The sequence below is a fragment of the Flavobacterium algoriphilum genome (assembly GCF_048158655.1).
GTDB lineage: Bacteria > Bacteroidota > Bacteroidia > Flavobacteriales > Flavobacteriaceae > Flavobacterium > Flavobacterium algoriphilum.
Map to the genome: position 1 here is coordinate 1,009,768 of NZ_JBLNKY010000001.1, position 17,581 is coordinate 1,027,348.

A 17,581-nucleotide genomic window follows, 5' to 3' on the forward strand; every position below is an offset into this window, starting at 1 on the left:
GTCAAAAATAAAATTTGAATAGATTAAAAATCTATTTCTTCAACTGAGTATTTATTTTCCAAAATTTTAGTTAAAACCTTTGCATTGCTATTCGTATAGAAAAGAGGTTCGCTTTTTTCGGCTGACGACAGTCCTATTTTTTCTTTTAATATTTTTTTAGTCTGTTTGGCAACAGCTTCACCGGAATCGATGATGTGAATATGTTTGGGTATTATCTTTTTTATTTGAGGAATCAAATACGGATAATGACTACATCCCAATACTAAATAATCAATGTTAGCTTCAATCATAGGGGTGAGATAGGAGTGAAGTAGTTTTGTCATTTCCGGCGAATTGATTTCGCCATTTTCAATCAGTTGTACTAATCCATGACCTACTTGCTCAATTATTTTGGTGTCCCGATACATTTCGGTAGTCTTATTAAAAAGCTCACTGTTTAATGTGCCTTGTGTAGCTAGTATTCCTATAATTTGCGTCTTAGAATGCGTAGCAGCAGGTTTTATGGCTGGTTCGATACCTATGAAAGGGACATCGTATTTTTCTCGTAATTCTCGAATGGCATTGGTGGTGGCGGTATTACAAGCTACTACAATTAATTTACAGTTCATTTTTAGTAGAAAATCAGTATTTTTTATGCTTAAGGTAACAATCTCATCTTTCGATTTTTGACCATAAGGAGCATTCTTGCTATCTGCTAAATAGATTGTTTTTTCATTAGGGAGTAAATCATGAATTGCTCTCCATATTGAAGTGCCTCCAATACCTGAGTCAAAAATTCCGATTGGTTTATTGTTGTCCATAGAAACAAAGTTAAGTGCTACCATTTAAATTTCCTAAAATTTATTTTAACAAAAAAAAACTGCTCGATCCCAAATTTGGGTGAGCAGTAATTTGAATTAGTATCAGTTTTTTAGAAACCTAAATCTTTTTTTACATCCATAGTCAAGTTTGGACCATCAGCAAGTAAAAGAGTAGAACCATCTAATACATATTGAAATCCTTTTGCTTTACCAACTTTTTGGATAGAAGCTCTTACTTTTTCCATTAAAGGTTTTACGATATCAGATTCTTTTTGTTGTAATTCTTTTTGCGCATTGTCTCTAAAATCAACAATTCTTTTTTGCATATCTTGAACTTCTTTAGAACGTTCTCCATTTACAACTTCAGTTACTGTTGCAGATTCTGCTTCGTATTTTTTTAATTTTGTTTGGTATTCTTCAACCATTTTTTTGTAATCACCATCATAAGTACCACTCAATTTCTCTAATTGTTTTTGAGCTTCTAACATAGCTGGCATTTTTGCCATAATTTCACTTACATCAACATGAGCAGTTTTTGCTTGTGCATTCATAGTTTGGTTTGCAGCAAAAAAAAGTACTCCTGCAATTAGTAAAGTTTTGATTTGTTTCATCGTTTTTAAAATATTTAATATTAATTTTTGTTTGTATTCTCTTTTAATTTTTCTGCAGCTGCTTTTTTAATAGCTTCTCTTTCTTCTATAATTTTTTTTCTTTTTTCTTCTAAAGCTTTTTTACGGTCATCCAAGATTTTTTTACGATCTTCTAAAACTTTTGTTTTTTGTTCCTCTTGTTTCAGTTTAGGATCTTCTACTGTTGTGGGAGTTACTCCAGTCGAATCATTGACTGTTTTTTTCGTTTTTAAATCTTCTGTTTTAGCAGAGGCAGAAATCATGCCATTTTTTTTCGCTTCTCTTTCTTCAAGTATTTGTTTTCTTTTCTCTTCAGCTACTTTCTTGCGATCTTCAATTAGTTTTTTACGATCTTCCAGTGTTTTTTCTCGAAGTTCTGCCTGTTTTAGCTTTGCTTCTGCAGCAGTTGTTTTAGAAGCTTCAATTTCTTGGGCTTTATCAGTCGCTGCCGATTTTTTACTATCGGTTATAATTCCTGTCTTTTTCGCTTCTCTCTCAGATAGAAGTTGTTGTCTTCTCTCTTCAAATTCTTTTTTCTTTTCTTCTTGAAGTAATTTCCGGTCAGCTATAATTTTATCTCTTGCTGCTTTTTTCTCATCCAATGCCTTTTGTCTGTCAGCCAAAACAGGATTTTCATCCAATGCATCCTCTTTATTTTCTTTTGCTTCCTCTTCTTTGAGTTGTTTTTTGCTTAATTGTTCTCTCTTTTCAGTTCGATTCAATACGCGTACAACCTGATCGCTGATGTCAAATCTTTTTGCTGCAAAAAGCATTGTCAAATCAGAGGATTTATCAAAAATAAAATCATATTTTTTTGCTTCTGCTATATCTTGTACAGCAGTAAAAACTTGATCTTGTATTGGCTTTGCCAGAACTGATTTTTGTTGAATCAAATCTCCATTGGCTCCAAATCTTTTTTGTTGGTAATCTAAATTCTCGTTTTCAAGGAACTTAATTTCTGTTTCTCTTTCGTTAATAAGTTCTTTTGTGAGTAAAGCTTGCTCAGCCCTTAATGCATTTTTTAACTTATCAATTTCATTTTTTTTACCTTCAATCTCTTGTTTCCATTTTTGAGCTTTTTGCTCTAATTGGATTGTGGCTTCGGTATAATCCGGTACATTCTGAAGAATGTACTCCATGTCAATATAACCTACTTTGGTTCCCCTAGTTTGCGCATCAACTGTATTTACTACTGTCAGCGCTAAAAATATAAATAAAAATTGTTTTCTCATAACTTTAATGTATTAGAAAAATTTTTAACTAATTTTTAAAATTGTTGTCCAATGATAAAATGGGTTTCCCATCCGTTTGGTTTGGCTGTTCCAGGTAAAGCATCAAAACCATATCCGAAATCTATTCCTAATAATCCAAATGCAGGCATAAATACACGTAAACCAGCTCCTGCGGAACGACTTAATGCAAACGGATTGTAGCTTTTGAAATTTGCATAAGAAGAGCCTGCTTCTAAAAACGTTAATGCATATATAGATGCTGACGATTTTAGTGTTATTGGATAACGCATTTCCAATGAAAATTTATTATAAACCGTTGCTCCAATTTGCTCACCAACACTGTTTACTGGAGTTAATGAGTTGTTTGGATATCCTCTCAACTGAATGGTTTCTCTACCATCCATTGAGTAATTTGCTAATCCATCACCTCCTACATAGAATCTTTCGAACGGTACAACACCTCTATCTTGGTTGTATGCTCCAAGGAATCCAAATTCAGTTAAAGTTCGGAGTACTAATTTACCATAAATTTTTGTGTACCAGTCTGCTTTGAACTTAATTTTATAATATTCTAACCAATTAAATTTTTTCTGATCCACTTTAGATGGGTCAGCAGCAGCATCTTGGTAATTAGAGACTTTATTTGGCGTAGCATTTGTAGTACTAGGAATGGCTTGAACATAATCTCCTTCATTCACTTGTATTCCATTTGAACCGGTGTAAGTTGCTCCAGTATATTTGTATTTATATTCTTGCTGTTCGTCTAATTTTGCATAATCAATTCCATTTATTAATGAATATGGAGGAGTTACTTTTGCCGAAATACTAAACTCTGATCCGTACGTTGGGAAAATTGGATTTACCCCTTTGTTGCTTCTGGTTAGACCAATAGTGTAAGCTAAGTTTCTTGAAGTTCCATTTCCAAATGTAAATAACCCTGTGTTGTAATTATTTAAGGCATAATGTTGGTAACTTACAGATTGTGATAAAACAAAGAAATCATCTGGCACCATTAATCTTTTAGCTAAACCAACTGACAAAGTAAGGATGTTAAAACTTTTAGTTTTATCAACTCTTTGTGTTACGTAATTATTTAAAAACTGTTTGCTATACGATAAGGATGTGCTAAATTGTACTGGTTTTTTTTGTCCAAACCAAGGTTCAGAAAATGACATACTATAGGTTTGAAAGTAAGTGCTTCCTTGTAATCTCAATGAAACTTTTTGACCGTCTCCCATTGGTAAAGGTTTGTAAGCATCTTTATTCAAAATATTTCTTGCTGAAAAATTATTAAATGACAATCCCAAAGTTCCTATGAAACCACCTCCGCCGTAACCACCCTGAAGTTCTATTTGGCTAGATCCTTTTTCAATAAGATTGTATTCAATATCAACGGTTCCCGCACTAGAATCTACATTTTTAAATTTTGGATCAATCGCTTCGGGATCAAAAAATCCCAATTGTCCTATTTCACGAATGGTTCTAACTAATTCTTCTTTACTGTATTTTTCTCCAGGTTTAGTTCTCAGTTCTCGATAAATTACACGGTCATTTGTTTTGTCATTTCCTACAACTGTAATTTTATTGAAATAGGCCATAGGTCCTTCTGTAACTCTTATCTCGAAATCGATAGTGTCGTTTGCCGTTTTTACCTCTACAGCATTTATATTTGAAAATAAATAGCCGTTGTTTTGATATAAATTGGTAATATCTTCACCATCAGGTTTAGATTTGTCAGCAATTCTTTTTTCAAGAAGTACACCATTATAGGTTTCTCCTTTTTTAACACCTAAAATTCTGCTCAATAATTGATCTGAATAAACAGTATTACCTAAAAATTTAATATCTCCAAAATAGTACTTGTTTCCCTCTTCTACATTTATTTTAATGGATAATGCGTTTTTGTCTTTGTTGTAAGTAACAGAATCAGAAAGTATCCGAGCATCACGATATCCTTTTTCTTTGTAAACAGCTATTACCTTTTCTAAATCGGTTTTATATTTTGATTGTATAAATTTTGATGCTTTTAAGACTCGAATAAAATTTTTCTGTTTCGTATCTTTCATTGCTTTACGCAAAACTTTACCCGATAATTTTGTGTTGCCAACAAAATCAATGTTTTGAATTTTTATTTTTTGACCCTTATCAATATTTACAAGCATGTTTACTTGATTTATTGTTGTAGTATCTTTAATAGTATTTATAGTTACTTTAGTATTGTAGTAACCATCTTTTTTGTATTTATTTTCAATGTAATTTTTTGTAGTGGTAATTAAATTTTCGTTAACGATTTTATTTTTAGTAAGACCATTATCTTTAATTAAACCTTCAGTTTTGTTTTTCTTAATACCAACAAATTTCACCTCATTTAATTTGGGTAATTCTGCAATATTTAAATCCAAATAAATACTGTCATTTTGAATTCGATTAACGTAAAACGAAATTTCATCAAAAAGCCCTAGTTTTCCAAGTTTTTTAATAGCGCTGCTTATTTCTTCACCCGGAATTGTTATTTCTTGTCCTTTTTGAAGTCCTGCAAAAGTTACCACGGTCTGAGAATTGAAGCTTATTTTTCCAACAACTGTAACATCTGCCAGAATGTATTTTTTTCCTTGGTCAAAAGGAACTCTTTCTTGAGCTTTAATTTGAGTAAAACTACCAAAAATCAAAATTGTAAGGACTGTTTTTATGCTTTTTTGTAACACTAAAAAATTATTTAATTTGTTCACTTGTTTTTCCAAATCTACGTTCTCTTTTTTGATAACTAATGATAGCCTCATATAAATCTTGTTCTTTAAAGTCTGGCCATAATATATCAGTAAAATATAATTCTGCATAGGCTATTTGCCACAACAAAAAATTACTTATTCTATGTTCTCCGCTGGTTCGTATTAATAAATCTACGTCAGGTAAATTTTGCGTGTAAAGATGCTCATTTATAATTGAATCGTCAATAGTGTCTATTGAAATTATATTATTTTTAACTTTACTACAAATGTTCCTAACCGCACTGACTAATTCCTCTCTGGAACCATAGCTTAAGGCCAGTGTTAATGTCATTTGCGTATTGTCCTTTGTTTTGTTTATTACATCGAGAAGTTCCTTTTGAGCCGATTTTGGTAATTTTTCTAGGTTACCAATAGCATTTAGTTTGATGTTGTTTTTTTGTAATGTGATCAGTTCTTTTTTTAATGAATTGATCAAAACTCTCATTAGCGTTTCTACTTCCAGTTTTGGTCTGTTCCAGTTTTCAGTAGAAAAAGCGTATAGCGTAAGATACTCGATACCTAATTTAGCGCTAGCTTCTATTATTTTTTTAACTGATTTTGTTCCGCTTTCGTGCCCTAAAGCTCTTAAAAGTCCTTTTTGTTTCGCCCAACGACCATTGCCATCCATTATAATGGCTAAATGTTGGGGCAAATTTGTAGCGTCTATTGTAGGTAGTAAATCCATTTCTTTAATCTGCACAGTAACAAGGTTTGTTTCCAAAGGTATAAGTAAGGGTTAATCCCGAAAAAACATACCAATCATTATTATTTAAATTTCCAAATCTTAACATTTCTAAATTATCATTCTTCGGATTACTTCCATCCAAATTGTCTGTAAGCGCATATCGTGCCCCAACTTCTGCGGCCAATATAATATTAGGTGTAATATTTGATTTTATTCCTAAATTAATTGGAATGGCAAAAGAACCTGAACTTTTATCTTTCCTAGTTTCACCAGCTAAAATATATAATTCATTATATCTAAAATAGCTTATTCCGGAATATATATAAGGAGTGATTTTACTCCTCATTTCATGAAGATTAAAATCGAAAAAATTGAATTCAAGGCCTAAAGATACTTCTTTTATGCTATTTTCAAAACGATATCCTCTTTGGTTTCTGCCAGCTTCTTCAGAATCCAAATCGTTTGAAGTGATTTTTGATTGTGTGTACGAAAACCTGTAGGAGTGTCTTGAGCTTTTATTCCATTTATAAAGAAGTCCGAAAGCGGGTTCGTTTGGAGAAATATAGGTTGTGGGACCAACATCTCCAACGTAGTTAATACCTCCCACAAAAACACCAATCTCATGAATTTGAGCTTGTGTTGCCAAGAAGGGAAATAGGCATAACAATAAATTAAAAACTTTGTTCATTTAGTTAAAATTGCGTGCAAATATAACAATTATCGATACGATTCAATACCCATCTTGTTAATTGTCTTTTATTTTAAAAAATTAACAACAAATAGGCTTTAGATAAATCAAAACGTGAAAAATAGATAGAATCGTATAGTGTTTAACTAAAATGATTTAATTCCTTTTGTCTTCTCCCCAAAGTAATTTGTTACGGAGTGTTTTTAAAAATGTTTCATCGGGAATTTCAACCATATTGATTTGAAAAGGAGTTTTCTTAATGGTTAAGATAGATTCATTTTTTATAGTGGTAACTCTGGAGTCCAATGAAATTAAATAATTTTCCTCTCGACCGGAAACTTTTAATTTAATTTCAGTTTCATCCGGAACAACAAGTGGTCTGGCGGTAAGATTGTGTGGCGCTATTGGAGTAATAACTAAGCTTTTTACAGTTGGGGTCAAAATAGGACCACCGCAACTTAAGGAATATCCCGTAGATCCGGTTGGTGTAGAAATAATTAGACCGTCAGCCCAGTATGAGTTTAAATATTCATCGTCTAGATAGGTGTCAATTGTAATCATTGAGGTGGTATCTTTTCGGCTAACCGTGATTTCATTCATCGCAAAATTAATTTCCTGAATCGATTCGTTATCGGTAGAACATGTCAAACTGAGTAAAGTTCTCTTGGAAAGCGTGTATTTTCTCTCTATAACAAATTGCATAAATTCTGCAATGTTTTCTTTCTGAACGTTGGCCAGAAATCCTAATCTTCCTGCATTTATGCCTAATATTGGAATCCCTGAATCCCGAACCAAAGTAGCAGCTCTCAAAATTGTTCCGTCACCACCAATGCTGATGAGCAGGTCAAAACTTTGGTCTAATTCAGTGTGGGAAGAAAAGGTTTTGTATTTTTTTTCTATAATTTTTTTTTCGTTAACCATCGACAAAAAATTAGATTCGATGATCATCTCAACGCTGTTCTTGTTAAAAAAATTAAAGATGTCATTTATAATAGGTTCTGTACTATTTTGATAATATTGTCCGTATATGGCTACTTTCATCTTTTTAATCTTTTAATCGCTGATATGTTTATTGAGTAACTGCTTAACTTAACAAACGGCTAAGCTATATATTAAGGTATTTGTCTAAATAATCAGAACGTTCCTTTAAGTTATTGATGTAATTGTCTTCTTGATGCTCAGATATGATTTCATAATTATACCTTCTAAATGTTTGGATTATTTCATTCATGGCTCCCAAACTTATTTTCATAGTAACTTGAACGCTTTCAACATCAGCATCAGATATAAATAAACCCAAAAGCTTCCCGTTATTGCTTTCCACAATTTGGGTGATCTGACTCATTGAATAATCTAAAATAGGTTTTTTGACAACAATAATTCCGCCTGGTTCTTTTAAAAATGGTGTTTCATGGAAAAATTTCATGATGTCCTCTATTTCATAATAGCCTACATATTTATTGTTTTCGTCTAAAACAGGAACTAAATTAGTATGGTTTTTTGCAAAAATTTCTAAAACATCGAGCCATATAGTATTGGTTCTGGTAAAAAAGCCTTCAAGGGTAAAGCGGTAATCAGCTACTTTCTTATCGGTATCAAAAGTTTCTATATCTTCGGATGCTATACTCCCAATATAAATTCCCTCTTCAATCACCGGAAAGTGAGAAAAGTGCAATTCATCAAAAAAGTCTTGAACAACCGCAATAGTGTCTTGGCTGTCAATCGCTTTAAAATCATTGGTAATATAGTTGGTAATTTCTGTCATAAATCAATCGGCAATATTTCATGCAAAATAATCAAAAATAAGCAAAAACTCCTAAGTTTTACTTTGTATTTTTGCTCCAATAAATACTATTATCACAATCAAAAAGTGTTCCAATGACAAAGTTAAGTGTAAACATCAATAAAATAGCTACTTTACGAAATGCTCGTGGTGGAAATGTCCCTGATTTATTAAAAGTCGCAACCGACATTCAAAAGTTTGGAGCCGAAGGAATCACCATTCACCCACGTCCAGACGAACGTCACATTCGTTATCAAGACGCCCGCGATTTGAAATCCATTGTTTATACTGAATATAATATTGAAGGAAATCCAGAGAAAACATTTATTGATCTTGTTCTCGAAATAAAACCTACCCAAGTGACTTTAGTTCCGGATGCTGTGGATGCGATAACTTCAAATGCAGGTTGGAATACGATAAAACATGCCGATTATCTCAAAGAAGTGGTTCAGGAATTTCAGCGCAACGGAATTAGAACGTCCATTTTTGTTGACCCGATTCTCGAAATGATCGAAGGTGCCAAAAAAATTGGAACCGAAAGAATCGAATTATACACCGAAGCCTTTGCGCACGAATACAGTTTGGGCAACCAAAGAGGAATACAGCCGTATATGGAATCAGCTATTTTAGCCAATCAAATTGGATTAGGAATCAATGCAGGCCATGATTTAAGTTTGGATAACATTCATTTTTTCAAAGAAAATATTCCGGGATTACTGGAAGTTTCCATAGGTCATGCTTTAATTTCCGAAGCCATTTACCTGGGATTGGATAATGTGATCAATATGTATTTGCAAAAATTAAAATAAAATAATTGGGGCGTGACCCGCTGAAAAAGCGGGTCGGGCTATTCGTTGCAAGTCCTCACAAAACTCCATTTCATTCCGTTTTGTTCCGGGCTTTTCACTACTATCCCTCACGCGCTCACCAAATCCCATACCTATGCTCTACTCAAAAATTGAAGGTTCAGGCCAGCCGCTTTTAATTCTTCACGGCTTTCTAGGAATGTCTGATAATTGGAAAACACTAGCTGCTCAATTTGCCGCTGATTTTCAAGTTCACATTCTCGATTTACGCAATCACGGACGAAGTTTACATGCTGAAGAATTCAGTTATGAAATAATGGTTCAGGATGTTTTTGAATATTGTCAAACCCATACTTTAGAAAATATCAATATAATCGGGCATTCAATGGGCGGGAAAGTAGCGATGCTTTTAGCAACAACACATCCGGAATTGGTAGATAAATTGGTTGTCGCGGACATTGCACCAAAATTTTATCCGCAGCACCATCAGGATATTTTGGCGGGTTTAAATGCCGTTGATTTTTCAATCAAACCAAGCCGTAGCGAAGTCGAGGAAATTATGACAAAATACATTCCTGATTTTGGAACACGACAATTCCTAATGAAAAATTTGTATTGGCAAGAACCAGGACAACTCGCCTTCCGATTTAATTTGGAAGTTTTCAATGCTAAAATGGATGAAATTGGAATTCCATTAAAGGAAAATTTAATTTTCGCAAAACCAACGTTGTTTATCCGTGGTGGAAATTCCAATTATATTTTGGATAGCGATTTCGAAAATATAAAACATCATTTTCCAACAGCAACAGTTGAAACAATTTCGAATGTAGGACATTGGCTTCATGCCGAAAACCCAGCCGTTTTTTATCAAACAGTGATCTCATTTTTAAAATATAGTAATCGAATTTAAATTTTTCTTACATTTATTGAAATTTTAAAACAAAAAACCATGAATTTATTGATAAGAATTCTTGTTACTTCAGGATTAGTGTTGCTAATTGCTCATTTTATGCCAGGGGTTCATGTGGCTGGATTTACTACAGCATTAATTGTAGCGGTTGTTTTGGGTTTACTTAATATATTTATCAAACCAATATTGGTGATATTAACGTTGCCAGTTACCATTCTTACATTGGGATTGTTTTTATTAGTGATCAATGCGTTAATTATCTTGCTGTGTACCAATATCGTAGGTGGATTTAGTGTTGATTCCTTTTGGACCGCCTTTCTTTTTAGTATCATATTGTCTCTTTCGCAATCCATCATGAATGGGATATTAGGAGAGGGGAAATAATCAATTATTTAACAGTTAATTGTGATTGTATTAAATCACAATGATTGTTGATTTAATACCTTTGTACTATAAATCGCTTGATAAATGTCAAAAAAGTTTTACATAATGCTTCTTGTTATGTTTGGTTTCTGTATGATTCCAAGCTTATCTTTTGCATGTGGAACTAAATCGGAGAAAGCGTGTTGCAAAAAAGAAACTTTTTCCAAAACGGGAAATGCCGACTGTTGTAACAAAGAGCATGCTTCTAAAAAGAAATCACATGAGGGTTGCAATGGAGCCTGTAAGAATATTTCTTGCGGTAGTTCGACTATTCATTTGGGGTTAACTACATTGTCTTACATCGATTTAAACAATAAAAACTTTTGTTTCTCTTCAGAAAAACAAAATTACTATTATTCAGAAATCTTTATTTCTTCTGATTTCCGATCTGTTTGGCTTCCACCCAAAATAAGCTAAATTCCTTTTTAGATAGCCATAAAAGGGTTTAATTCAAAGCGTTAATGCTTTAAAATCATTAAATTTATAGTCAAATTCAATTTTCAGCAATGCATACCATTGCTCCAATGTTATTTGCGACAAACTCACTTCAAATTATTTAAAACAATGAACTCAATAAAAAAAATAGTGATGGCAATTATAGTATTGCTTTCAGTCACAATGGTGGACGCACAAATTAAAAATGCCAAAACCGAAATGGTAAAAATCTACGGGAATTGCGGAATGTGTAAAACAACGATAGAGAAAGCCGGAAACTTGAAAAAGGTAGCTCAGGTAGATTGGAATAAGGATACCAAAATGGCTATGCTGACCTATGATTCACAAAAAACAAATCAAGAGGAAATATTGAAACGGATTGCTTTGGCGGGTTATGACAGTAACAGTTTTCTTGCTCCGGAAGCTGCCTATAATAATCTTTCCGGATGTTGTCAATACGATAGGGAAGCGAAAGTGGCCGTATCCGAAACTAAAACTCAGCCGATCGATGGCGAACAGAGGATGCAAATGGGAGCTATGACAAATCATGAAGATCACGAAAATTCAGGTATTTTAAAGCAAGAAAAAACAACGAATAATCAATTGAAACCCGTTTTTGATAATTATTTTTTGTTGAAAGATGCCTTGGTGAAAACCGATGGTAAAGCGGCTTCTTCGATAGCTAAAAATCTATTAGTTTCCTTAAATAGTGTAAAAATGAATGAATTGGCAATGGATGTTCACCTGGTTTGGATGGAAGTCATGACGGATTTGATTGCTGGAACCAAAAATATTTCTGAAACACAAGACATTAAAAAACAAAGAACGCTGTTTATGTCTTTGTCAAAAAAAATACACGATTTGATAAAAGTCGCTAAGTACGAAACTCCCGTTTTTTACCAGTTTTGCCCAATGTTTAATGATGGAAAAGGTGCTAATTGGTTGAGTAAAGAGGATTCGATTAAAAATCCTTATTATGGTTCTCAGATGTTGGGTTGTGGTAAAACGGTTGAAACGATTAAGTAATATATAGGATTGAATTATAACGGTAACTTCAAAATAAAACTAAAAATCAATAAACATAAAATATGAAAAATATAATCCTTTCTTCGATCGCATGCGCATTGCTATTTACTGCTTGTTACCAAAAAAATAAGCAAACCGAAACAACAAATCCTGCATCAGCTAAGAGTTCTTCAGAATTATATGCCTGTTCCATGCATCCTGAAATTACAGGAAAAAAAGGGGAAACGTGTTCTAAGTGCGGAATGGAATTAACAGAACCTGTTGCTGAAACTCAGGAAAATGAAACAAAAAAAACGACCACTATTGTTACGCCTAAATCTGAAACGAAAGTAGTTATTTCCTCGTCGGTTGCTATTGATGAAATTGTAAATAGTTATTTAAAACTAAAAAACGCATTGATTAAAGATGATTCCAAAGGTGCTGCTAATGCTGGAAAAAAATTATATGCCACTTTTAACAGCGTAAATACCAGTAGTATAAATCCAAAGTTAAAAGCTGAATACATCGAAATTACTGATGATGCCAAAGAACAGGCAGAACATATCGGGGATAATGCTGGGAAAATTGACCACCAAAGAGAACATTTTGTTATGTTGAGTAAAGACATAAATGATTTATTAAAAACCTTTGGAACAAAACAAAAATTATATCAAGATTATTGTCCAATGGCAGATGAAGGTAAAGGGGCTATTTGGATAAGTGAAACCAAGGAAATAAAAAATCCATATTATGGTTCTAATATGCTTACTTGTGGTTCAATAAAAAAAACATTATAAAATGAAGAAAAGCATCAAAAAAATATTTTTTGTAGGATTAATTATTTTTTTATTGATGCAACTGTATCAACCTGCTCGTAATGTGAATTCCGAGCAGGACACGACAGTAGATTTCAAAAAAGTGTATTTCGTTTCTAAAAATGTAGAAACTATCTTAAAAACGTCTTGTTATGATTGTCATAGTAATAATACTAATTATCCTTTGTATTCTTACATTCAGCCAGCACGGTTTTTTATGGAAAGCCATATCAAGGAAGGTAAAGAAAATTTGAACTTTGATGAATTTGGCAGTTATTCCAAGCGAAAACAAAAAAATAAATTAGACAGAATGGTTAAACAAATAAAATCGAATGAAATGCCTTTGGCTTCTTACACTTTAATTCATAAAGATGCAATTCTGTCACCTGCACAAAAAAACGAATTAATGGATTGGATTATTAAAACAAAAGATAGTGTATTAAATGGATATTAAAAAGTAACATAGCTTAAAAAAAATACCAAATAATATACAATTTTTGAAATTATAAGAAGAAGTGTAATGGGAAATCTTAATTCTTGTTTTGGTTCAGAAATTTAAAAGCCAAGAGTCTGTTTCTATATTGATATAGAGTGAATTATACCGACGGGCATTAATACAAAAAACGATGAAAAATAGTTCAACAATGTATGCTTGTCCGATGCACCCTGAAGTTCAAGGGAAGTTGAATGATAAATGTCCAAAATGGAATGAAATTAACGGAGCCTGTTCCTAAACTACTAAAAAAGCAATAAATAAAATAAGTTTTTTCGTATTTAAACTTGACAGCCTAACCGTTAAATTTAAAAGTTTCGGTTCTAAGATAAATAATTTATGAAATATAAAATACTATTAAGCAAGAGTATGTATCAAAATAATATTGTAAAATGAAGCTCTATATCAAAAATATGGTATGTGATCGCTGTATAATGGTTGTGAAATCAGAACTCGAAAAAATTGGAATTTTTCCTATTTCAGTTGAATTGGGTAAAGTTGAATTTTTAGGCGATTTCAAAGACAATCAGAAGCAAGATTTAGAAATAAAATTACAATCACTTGGATTTGAGTTGTTAGAGGATAAAACGACTATAACTATTGAGATGGTTAAATGCCTAATTGTTAATTTGGTCCATCATCAAAATAATGAATTAAAAACTAATTTGTCAAACTATTTGTCAGAGCAATTAGGTCAAGATTACTGCACATTGAGTAATTTGTTTTCTGAAGTACAAGGGACAACTATTGAGCATTATTTTATTGCTCAAAAGATTGAAAAAGTGAAGGAATTATTAATGTATAAAGAATTGACTTTAAGTGAAATTGCAATTAAATTGAATTATAGCGATGTAGCGCATTTGAGTAATCAGTTTAAAAAAATTACGGGCGTAACGCCAACTCATTTTAAACAATTAAAAGAAAATAACAGATTACAAATTGATGGTTTGTAAAATTTACAAATCATTTCCAAAATTCTACAACGAGTGAAAATACTAGGTCTAGTACCTTTGACTAGTAGAAATAAATATTGGGTTTAATAATTTTAATAAAAGAAAAAATGAAAACATTAATTATCGTACTAAGCGTCTTCTTAGCAGTGAATTCAATGGCATCAGCTCAAGAAGCTGTAAAATCCTCCCAAAAGGAAACGCATAAAGAAATGTATACGTGTCCAATGCATCCTGATGAAATGAGTAGCAAAGAAGGAGAGTGTAGTAAGTGCGGAATGAAATTGGTGAAAATATTAAAACACGACACCTCGGGTAAAGGGAGAAAAACAACAGTAGTTTCAACATACGTTTGCAAAATGGATGGTACAACTTCTGATAAACCTGGGAAATGTTCTAAATGCGGAATGAAAATGACTGCAGAAAAAGTTCAAAAATCGGGGTATTCTTGTCCAATGCACCCAAAAGAAATGAGTGATAAATCTGGAAAATGTCCTAAATGCGGTATGCAAATGACACCGATAAAAAGTGATAAAAAAGAAGAGAATCATCAACATTAAAGTTTTTTCAAATCGGTTCTATAAATTTTATAGAACCGATTTTTTTAATTCAACATTATGAAACATACGTATTCAGTCATCGGAATGTCTTGCAACGGTTGTCGTTCCAAAGTCGAAAAAACATTAAATACTATCGATGGAATTCAAGCAACAGTTACTTTGGATCCGCCGATGGCAACGATAACAATGGATAAGCACATTCCCACTGCTCAATTGCAAGAGGCATTGACAGCTGTAGGAAAATATACAATAGCAATGAATAACGCTGTTGCTTCTCATGGAACGATGGAGAAGCTAATGGAGAAATCATGTTGCAACACGAATAAACCGCAAGAGAAAACAATAACTTTACCTAGTAATGCGCAAGGAAAATATTATTGTCCGATGCATTGCGAGGGCGAAAAAGTCTATGATAAACCGGGAAGTTGTCCCGTTTGCGGAATGAATCTGGAAAAAGTTCCAGAATTGAGTGTTGCAAAAATAGTGTACACCTGTCCCATGCATCCCGAAGTAATCAAAGAAGGCCCCAGTTCTTGCCCTATTTGTGGAATGGATTTAGTGCCAATGAAGCCTACCGACTCTGAAGAAAATAAGGTATATAATGACTTGGTGCGTAAAATGAAAATCGCAGTAGTTTTTACGGTTCCTATTTTCATTCTTGCCATGTCAGATATGATTCCGAATAATCCGTTAATGAAAATTATGGATGCTTCAAAATGGAATTGGGTACAACTAATTGTATCGCTTCCAGTCGTTTTTTATGCGTGTTGGATGTTTTTTGAGCGCGCTTGGAAATCCATTATTACTTGGAATCTCAATATGTTCACCCTTATCGGAATTGGTACAGGAGTGGCGTTTTTATTTAGTTTAGTGGGAATGTTTTTTCCAACTATTTTTCCTGAGGATTTTAAAACGCATAACGGAACGGTTTCGCTTTATTTTGAAGCGACAACTGTCATCCTAACATTGGTTTTATTGGGACAATTACTCGAGGCCAGAGCACACAGTCAAACCAGTGGAGCCATAAAAGAATTGTTGAAATTAGCACCAACCGAAGCCACTTTAATTATTGATGGAACTGATAAAGTGATTTCAATTCACGACATCAAAAAAGGAGATTTATTGCGTGTAAAACCAGGAGATAAAATTCCGGTCGATGGAAAAATCACCGATGGCGAAAGCACCATTGATGAATCGATGATTACAGGCGAACCCATTCCTTTGGATAAAAGAATAGGCGATAGTATTAGTTCTGGAACAATCAACGGGAACAAATCCTTTGTGATGATTGCCGAAAAAGTGGGTTCGGATACCCTGCTTTCGCAAATTGTACAAATGGTCAATACCGCCAGCCGCTCTAAAGCACCCATCCAGAAACTAGCCGATAAGATCGCTAAATATTTTGTGCCAATTGTGGTCTTTGTTTCGGTAGTCACCTTTTTTGTTTGGGCAAAATTTGGACCGGAACCCGCACTTGTTTATGGATTTATCAATGCTATTGCTGTGTTGATTATTGCCTGTCCGTGTGCTTTGGGATTGGCCACACCTATGTCAGTGATGGTCGGAGTAGGGAAAGGGGCGCAATCCGGAGTTTTGATAAAAAATGCCGAAGCGCTGGAAAACATGAACAAAGTAAATGTGCTGATTACAGATAAAACAGGAACAATCACCGAAGGAAAACCTTCCGTTGAAAAAGTATTTTCCCTGCAAAATGACGAAAATGAACTATTGCAAAGTATCGCTTCCTTAAATCAGTATAGTGAACATCCTTTGGCGCAAGCCGTAGTCAATTTTGCGAAAGCGAAAGAAGTTGCATTAATCGAGGTAACCGATTTTGAAGCCATTTCAGGAAAAGGAGTTGTTGGTACAGTAACCAATAAAAAAGTAGCGCTCGGAAATACAAAATTAATGGAACAGGTGAGTGCTTCAGTCTCTGAAGAATTAGAAAATAAAATCACAGCCGAACAAAAAATGGGGAAAACAGTTTCTTATATTTCAGTTGACGGAATTGCGGTGGGATTTGTGTCCATCAGTGACGCTATAAAAGCAACAAGTGTTGAAGCTATAAAAGAATTAATTCGTCAAGGGGTTGAGGTCATTATGCTTACCGGAGATAATGAAAATACGGCAAAGGCTGTGGCAGCAGAACTGAATTTAACGTCATTTAAAGCGGGTTGTTTGCCAGAAGACAAGCTCAAGGAAATTAAACGACTGCAAGCTGAAGGGAAAATTGTAGCCATGGCGGGCGATGGAATCAACGATGCTCCAGCTTTGGCGCAAGCTGATGTCGGCATTGCCATGGGAACAGGAACTGATGTGGCGATAGAAAGTGCGAAAATAACGTTGGTGAAAGGTGATTTACAAGGAATAGTGAAAGCCAAAAATTTAAGTCATGCTGTGATGCGAAATATCAAACAAAATTTATTCTTTGCGTTTTTCTATAATGTGCTTGGAATTCCAATTGCAGCGGGTGTTTTGTATCCTTTTTTTGGGATTTTACTTTCACCAATGATTGCGGCTTTGGCCATGAGTTTCAGTTCGGTTTCCGTAATTGTGAATGCGTTGCGATTGCGTGGTTTAAAACTTTAAACAAAAATAT

Annotated in this window: 19 protein-coding genes; 11 read left to right on the forward strand and 8 right to left on the reverse strand. The window is 33.5% G+C overall.

Annotated features, from left to right (window positions below; genetic code table 11):
- Positions 1-23: 23 nt before the first annotated feature.
- The 8 genes from murI to ACM55G_RS04335 all read right to left on the reverse strand — a co-directional run bounded on the left by murI (position 24) and on the right by ACM55G_RS04335 (position 8,567).
- The gene (murI, locus tag ACM55G_RS04300; RefSeq protein ID WP_416842672.1) at positions 24-800 is read right to left on the reverse strand and encodes a glutamate racemase; all 777 of its coding nucleotides are present in this window, start codon (positions 798-800) and stop codon (positions 24-26) included.
- Positions 801-910: 110 nt separating this feature from the next.
- Positions 911-1,411 (reverse strand): OmpH/Skp family outer membrane protein, encoded by a 501-nt coding sequence (locus ACM55G_RS04305; protein ID WP_416842673.1) that lies wholly within the window; start codon positions 1,409-1,411, stop codon positions 911-913.
- Between the two features lie 20 nt (positions 1,412-1,431).
- A complete protein-coding gene (locus tag ACM55G_RS04310; RefSeq protein WP_416842674.1) occupies positions 1,432-2,661 on the reverse strand; it encodes an OmpH/Skp family outer membrane protein in 1,230 nt (409 codons plus the stop codon).
- A gap of 35 nt (positions 2,662-2,696) precedes the next feature.
- Positions 2,697-5,441: a BamA/OMP85 family outer membrane protein gene (locus tag ACM55G_RS04315; RefSeq protein ID WP_416842675.1), complete on the reverse strand. Its 2,745-nt coding sequence runs from the start codon at positions 5,439-5,441 to the stop codon at positions 2,697-2,699.
- The gene (locus ACM55G_RS04320; protein WP_416842676.1) at positions 5,374-6,114 is read right to left on the reverse strand and encodes an isoprenyl transferase; all 741 of its coding nucleotides are present in this window, start codon (positions 6,112-6,114) and stop codon (positions 5,374-5,376) included. The genes ACM55G_RS04315 and ACM55G_RS04320 overlap by 68 nt, the downstream gene beginning before the upstream one ends.
- Positions 6,115-6,118: 4 nt before the next feature.
- Positions 6,119-6,802, reverse strand: a complete 684-nt coding sequence (gene porG, locus ACM55G_RS04325; RefSeq protein ID WP_416842677.1) for a type IX secretion system protein PorG — start codon at positions 6,800-6,802, stop codon at positions 6,119-6,121.
- A 156-nt stretch (positions 6,803-6,958) separates the two neighbouring features.
- A complete protein-coding gene (locus ACM55G_RS04330) occupies positions 6,959-7,843 on the reverse strand; it encodes an NAD kinase (RefSeq protein ID WP_416842678.1) in 885 nt (294 codons plus the stop codon).
- 64 nt (positions 7,844-7,907) lie between these two features.
- Positions 7,908-8,567, reverse strand: a complete 660-nt coding sequence (locus ACM55G_RS04335; RefSeq protein WP_416842680.1) for a CBS domain-containing protein — start codon at positions 8,565-8,567, stop codon at positions 7,908-7,910.
- Between the two features lie 113 nt (positions 8,568-8,680).
- On the opposite strand from ACM55G_RS04335, the gene ACM55G_RS04340 reads away from it, so the two are divergent.
- The 11 genes from ACM55G_RS04340 (at position 8,681) to ACM55G_RS04390 (ending at position 17,571) form a co-directional block, all read left to right on the forward strand.
- Positions 8,681-9,394 (forward strand): pyridoxine 5'-phosphate synthase, encoded by a 714-nt coding sequence (locus ACM55G_RS04340; RefSeq protein ID WP_416842681.1) that lies wholly within the window; start codon positions 8,681-8,683, stop codon positions 9,392-9,394.
- Between the two features lie 133 nt (positions 9,395-9,527).
- The gene (locus tag ACM55G_RS04345) at positions 9,528-10,301 is read left to right on the forward strand and encodes an alpha/beta fold hydrolase (RefSeq protein WP_416842682.1); all 774 of its coding nucleotides are present in this window, start codon (positions 9,528-9,530) and stop codon (positions 10,299-10,301) included.
- Positions 10,302-10,340: 39 nt separating this feature from the next.
- On the forward strand, positions 10,341-10,685 hold the full coding sequence (locus ACM55G_RS04350; protein ID WP_416842683.1) for a phage holin family protein: 345 nt from the start codon (positions 10,341-10,343) through the stop codon (positions 10,683-10,685).
- 84 nt (positions 10,686-10,769) lie between these two features.
- Positions 10,770-11,141 (forward strand): hypothetical protein, encoded by a 372-nt coding sequence (locus ACM55G_RS04355; protein ID WP_416842684.1) that lies wholly within the window; start codon positions 10,770-10,772, stop codon positions 11,139-11,141.
- Positions 11,142-11,288: 147 nt separating this feature from the next.
- Positions 11,289-12,185 carry a DUF3347 domain-containing protein gene (locus tag ACM55G_RS04360; protein WP_416842685.1) on the forward strand — a complete coding sequence of 299 codons (897 nt, stop codon included), beginning with the start codon at positions 11,289-11,291 and terminating at the stop codon, positions 12,183-12,185.
- A 62-nt stretch (positions 12,186-12,247) separates the two neighbouring features.
- Complete coding sequence (locus ACM55G_RS04365) at positions 12,248-12,961, forward strand: DUF3347 domain-containing protein (protein WP_416842686.1); 714 nt, start codon at positions 12,248-12,250, stop codon at positions 12,959-12,961.
- A gap of 1 nt (position 12,962) precedes the next feature.
- Positions 12,963-13,433: a heme-binding domain-containing protein gene (locus ACM55G_RS04370; RefSeq protein ID WP_416842687.1), complete on the forward strand. Its 471-nt coding sequence runs from the start codon at positions 12,963-12,965 to the stop codon at positions 13,431-13,433.
- 172 nt (positions 13,434-13,605) lie between these two features.
- On the forward strand, positions 13,606-13,713 hold the full coding sequence (locus tag ACM55G_RS04375) for a heavy metal-binding domain-containing protein (RefSeq protein WP_416842688.1): 108 nt from the start codon (positions 13,606-13,608) through the stop codon (positions 13,711-13,713).
- Positions 13,714-13,864: 151 nt separating this feature from the next.
- Positions 13,865-14,425, forward strand: a complete 561-nt coding sequence (locus ACM55G_RS04380) for a helix-turn-helix domain-containing protein (protein ID WP_416842689.1) — start codon at positions 13,865-13,867, stop codon at positions 14,423-14,425.
- A gap of 107 nt (positions 14,426-14,532) precedes the next feature.
- Positions 14,533-14,982 carry a heavy metal-binding domain-containing protein gene (locus ACM55G_RS04385; RefSeq protein WP_416842690.1) on the forward strand — a complete coding sequence of 150 codons (450 nt, stop codon included), beginning with the start codon at positions 14,533-14,535 and terminating at the stop codon, positions 14,980-14,982.
- Positions 14,983-15,039: 57 nt separating this feature from the next.
- A complete protein-coding gene (locus tag ACM55G_RS04390; protein WP_416842691.1) occupies positions 15,040-17,571 on the forward strand; it encodes a heavy metal translocating P-type ATPase in 2,532 nt (843 codons plus the stop codon).
- Positions 17,572-17,581 lie beyond the last annotated feature (10 nt).

Coding starts and splice junctions, on each gene's coding strand:
- ACM55G_RS04340 (WP_416842681.1), top strand. CDS start 8,681: ATGACAAAGTTAAGTGTAAACATCAATAAAATAGCTACTTTACGAAAT.
- ACM55G_RS04390 (WP_416842691.1), top strand. CDS start 15,040: ATGAAACATACGTATTCAGTCATCGGAATGTCTTGCAACGGTTGTCGT.
- ACM55G_RS04345 (WP_416842682.1), top strand. CDS start 9,528: ATGCTCTACTCAAAAATTGAAGGTTCAGGCCAGCCGCTTTTAATTCTT.
- ACM55G_RS04310 (WP_416842674.1), bottom strand. CDS start 2,661: ATGAGAAAACAATTTTTATTTATATTTTTAGCGCTGACAGTAGTAAAT.
- ACM55G_RS04320 (WP_416842676.1), bottom strand. CDS start 6,114: ATGGATTTACTACCTACAATAGACGCTACAAATTTGCCCCAACATTTA.
- ACM55G_RS04380 (WP_416842689.1), top strand. CDS start 13,865: ATGAAGCTCTATATCAAAAATATGGTATGTGATCGCTGTATAATGGTT.
- ACM55G_RS04355 (WP_416842684.1), top strand. CDS start 10,770: ATGTCAAAAAAGTTTTACATAATGCTTCTTGTTATGTTTGGTTTCTGT.
- ACM55G_RS04375 (WP_416842688.1), top strand. CDS start 13,606: ATGAAAAATAGTTCAACAATGTATGCTTGTCCGATGCACCCTGAAGTT.
- ACM55G_RS04365 (WP_416842686.1), top strand. CDS start 12,248: ATGAAAAATATAATCCTTTCTTCGATCGCATGCGCATTGCTATTTACT.
- ACM55G_RS04315 (WP_416842675.1), bottom strand. CDS start 5,441: ATGAGGCTATCATTAGTTATCAAAAAAGAGAACGTAGATTTGGAAAAA.
- murI (WP_416842672.1), bottom strand. CDS start 800: ATGGACAACAATAAACCAATCGGAATTTTTGACTCAGGTATTGGAGGC.
- ACM55G_RS04360 (WP_416842685.1), top strand. CDS start 11,289: ATGAACTCAATAAAAAAAATAGTGATGGCAATTATAGTATTGCTTTCA.
- ACM55G_RS04330 (WP_416842678.1), bottom strand. CDS start 7,843: ATGAAAGTAGCCATATACGGACAATATTATCAAAATAGTACAGAACCT.
- ACM55G_RS04370 (WP_416842687.1), top strand. CDS start 12,963: ATGAAGAAAAGCATCAAAAAAATATTTTTTGTAGGATTAATTATTTTT.
- porG (WP_416842677.1), bottom strand. CDS start 6,802: ATGAACAAAGTTTTTAATTTATTGTTATGCCTATTTCCCTTCTTGGCA.
- ACM55G_RS04335 (WP_416842680.1), bottom strand. CDS start 8,567: ATGACAGAAATTACCAACTATATTACCAATGATTTTAAAGCGATTGAC.
- ACM55G_RS04385 (WP_416842690.1), top strand. CDS start 14,533: ATGAAAACATTAATTATCGTACTAAGCGTCTTCTTAGCAGTGAATTCA.
- ACM55G_RS04350 (WP_416842683.1), top strand. CDS start 10,341: ATGAATTTATTGATAAGAATTCTTGTTACTTCAGGATTAGTGTTGCTA.
- ACM55G_RS04305 (WP_416842673.1), bottom strand. CDS start 1,411: ATGAAACAAATCAAAACTTTACTAATTGCAGGAGTACTTTTTTTTGCT.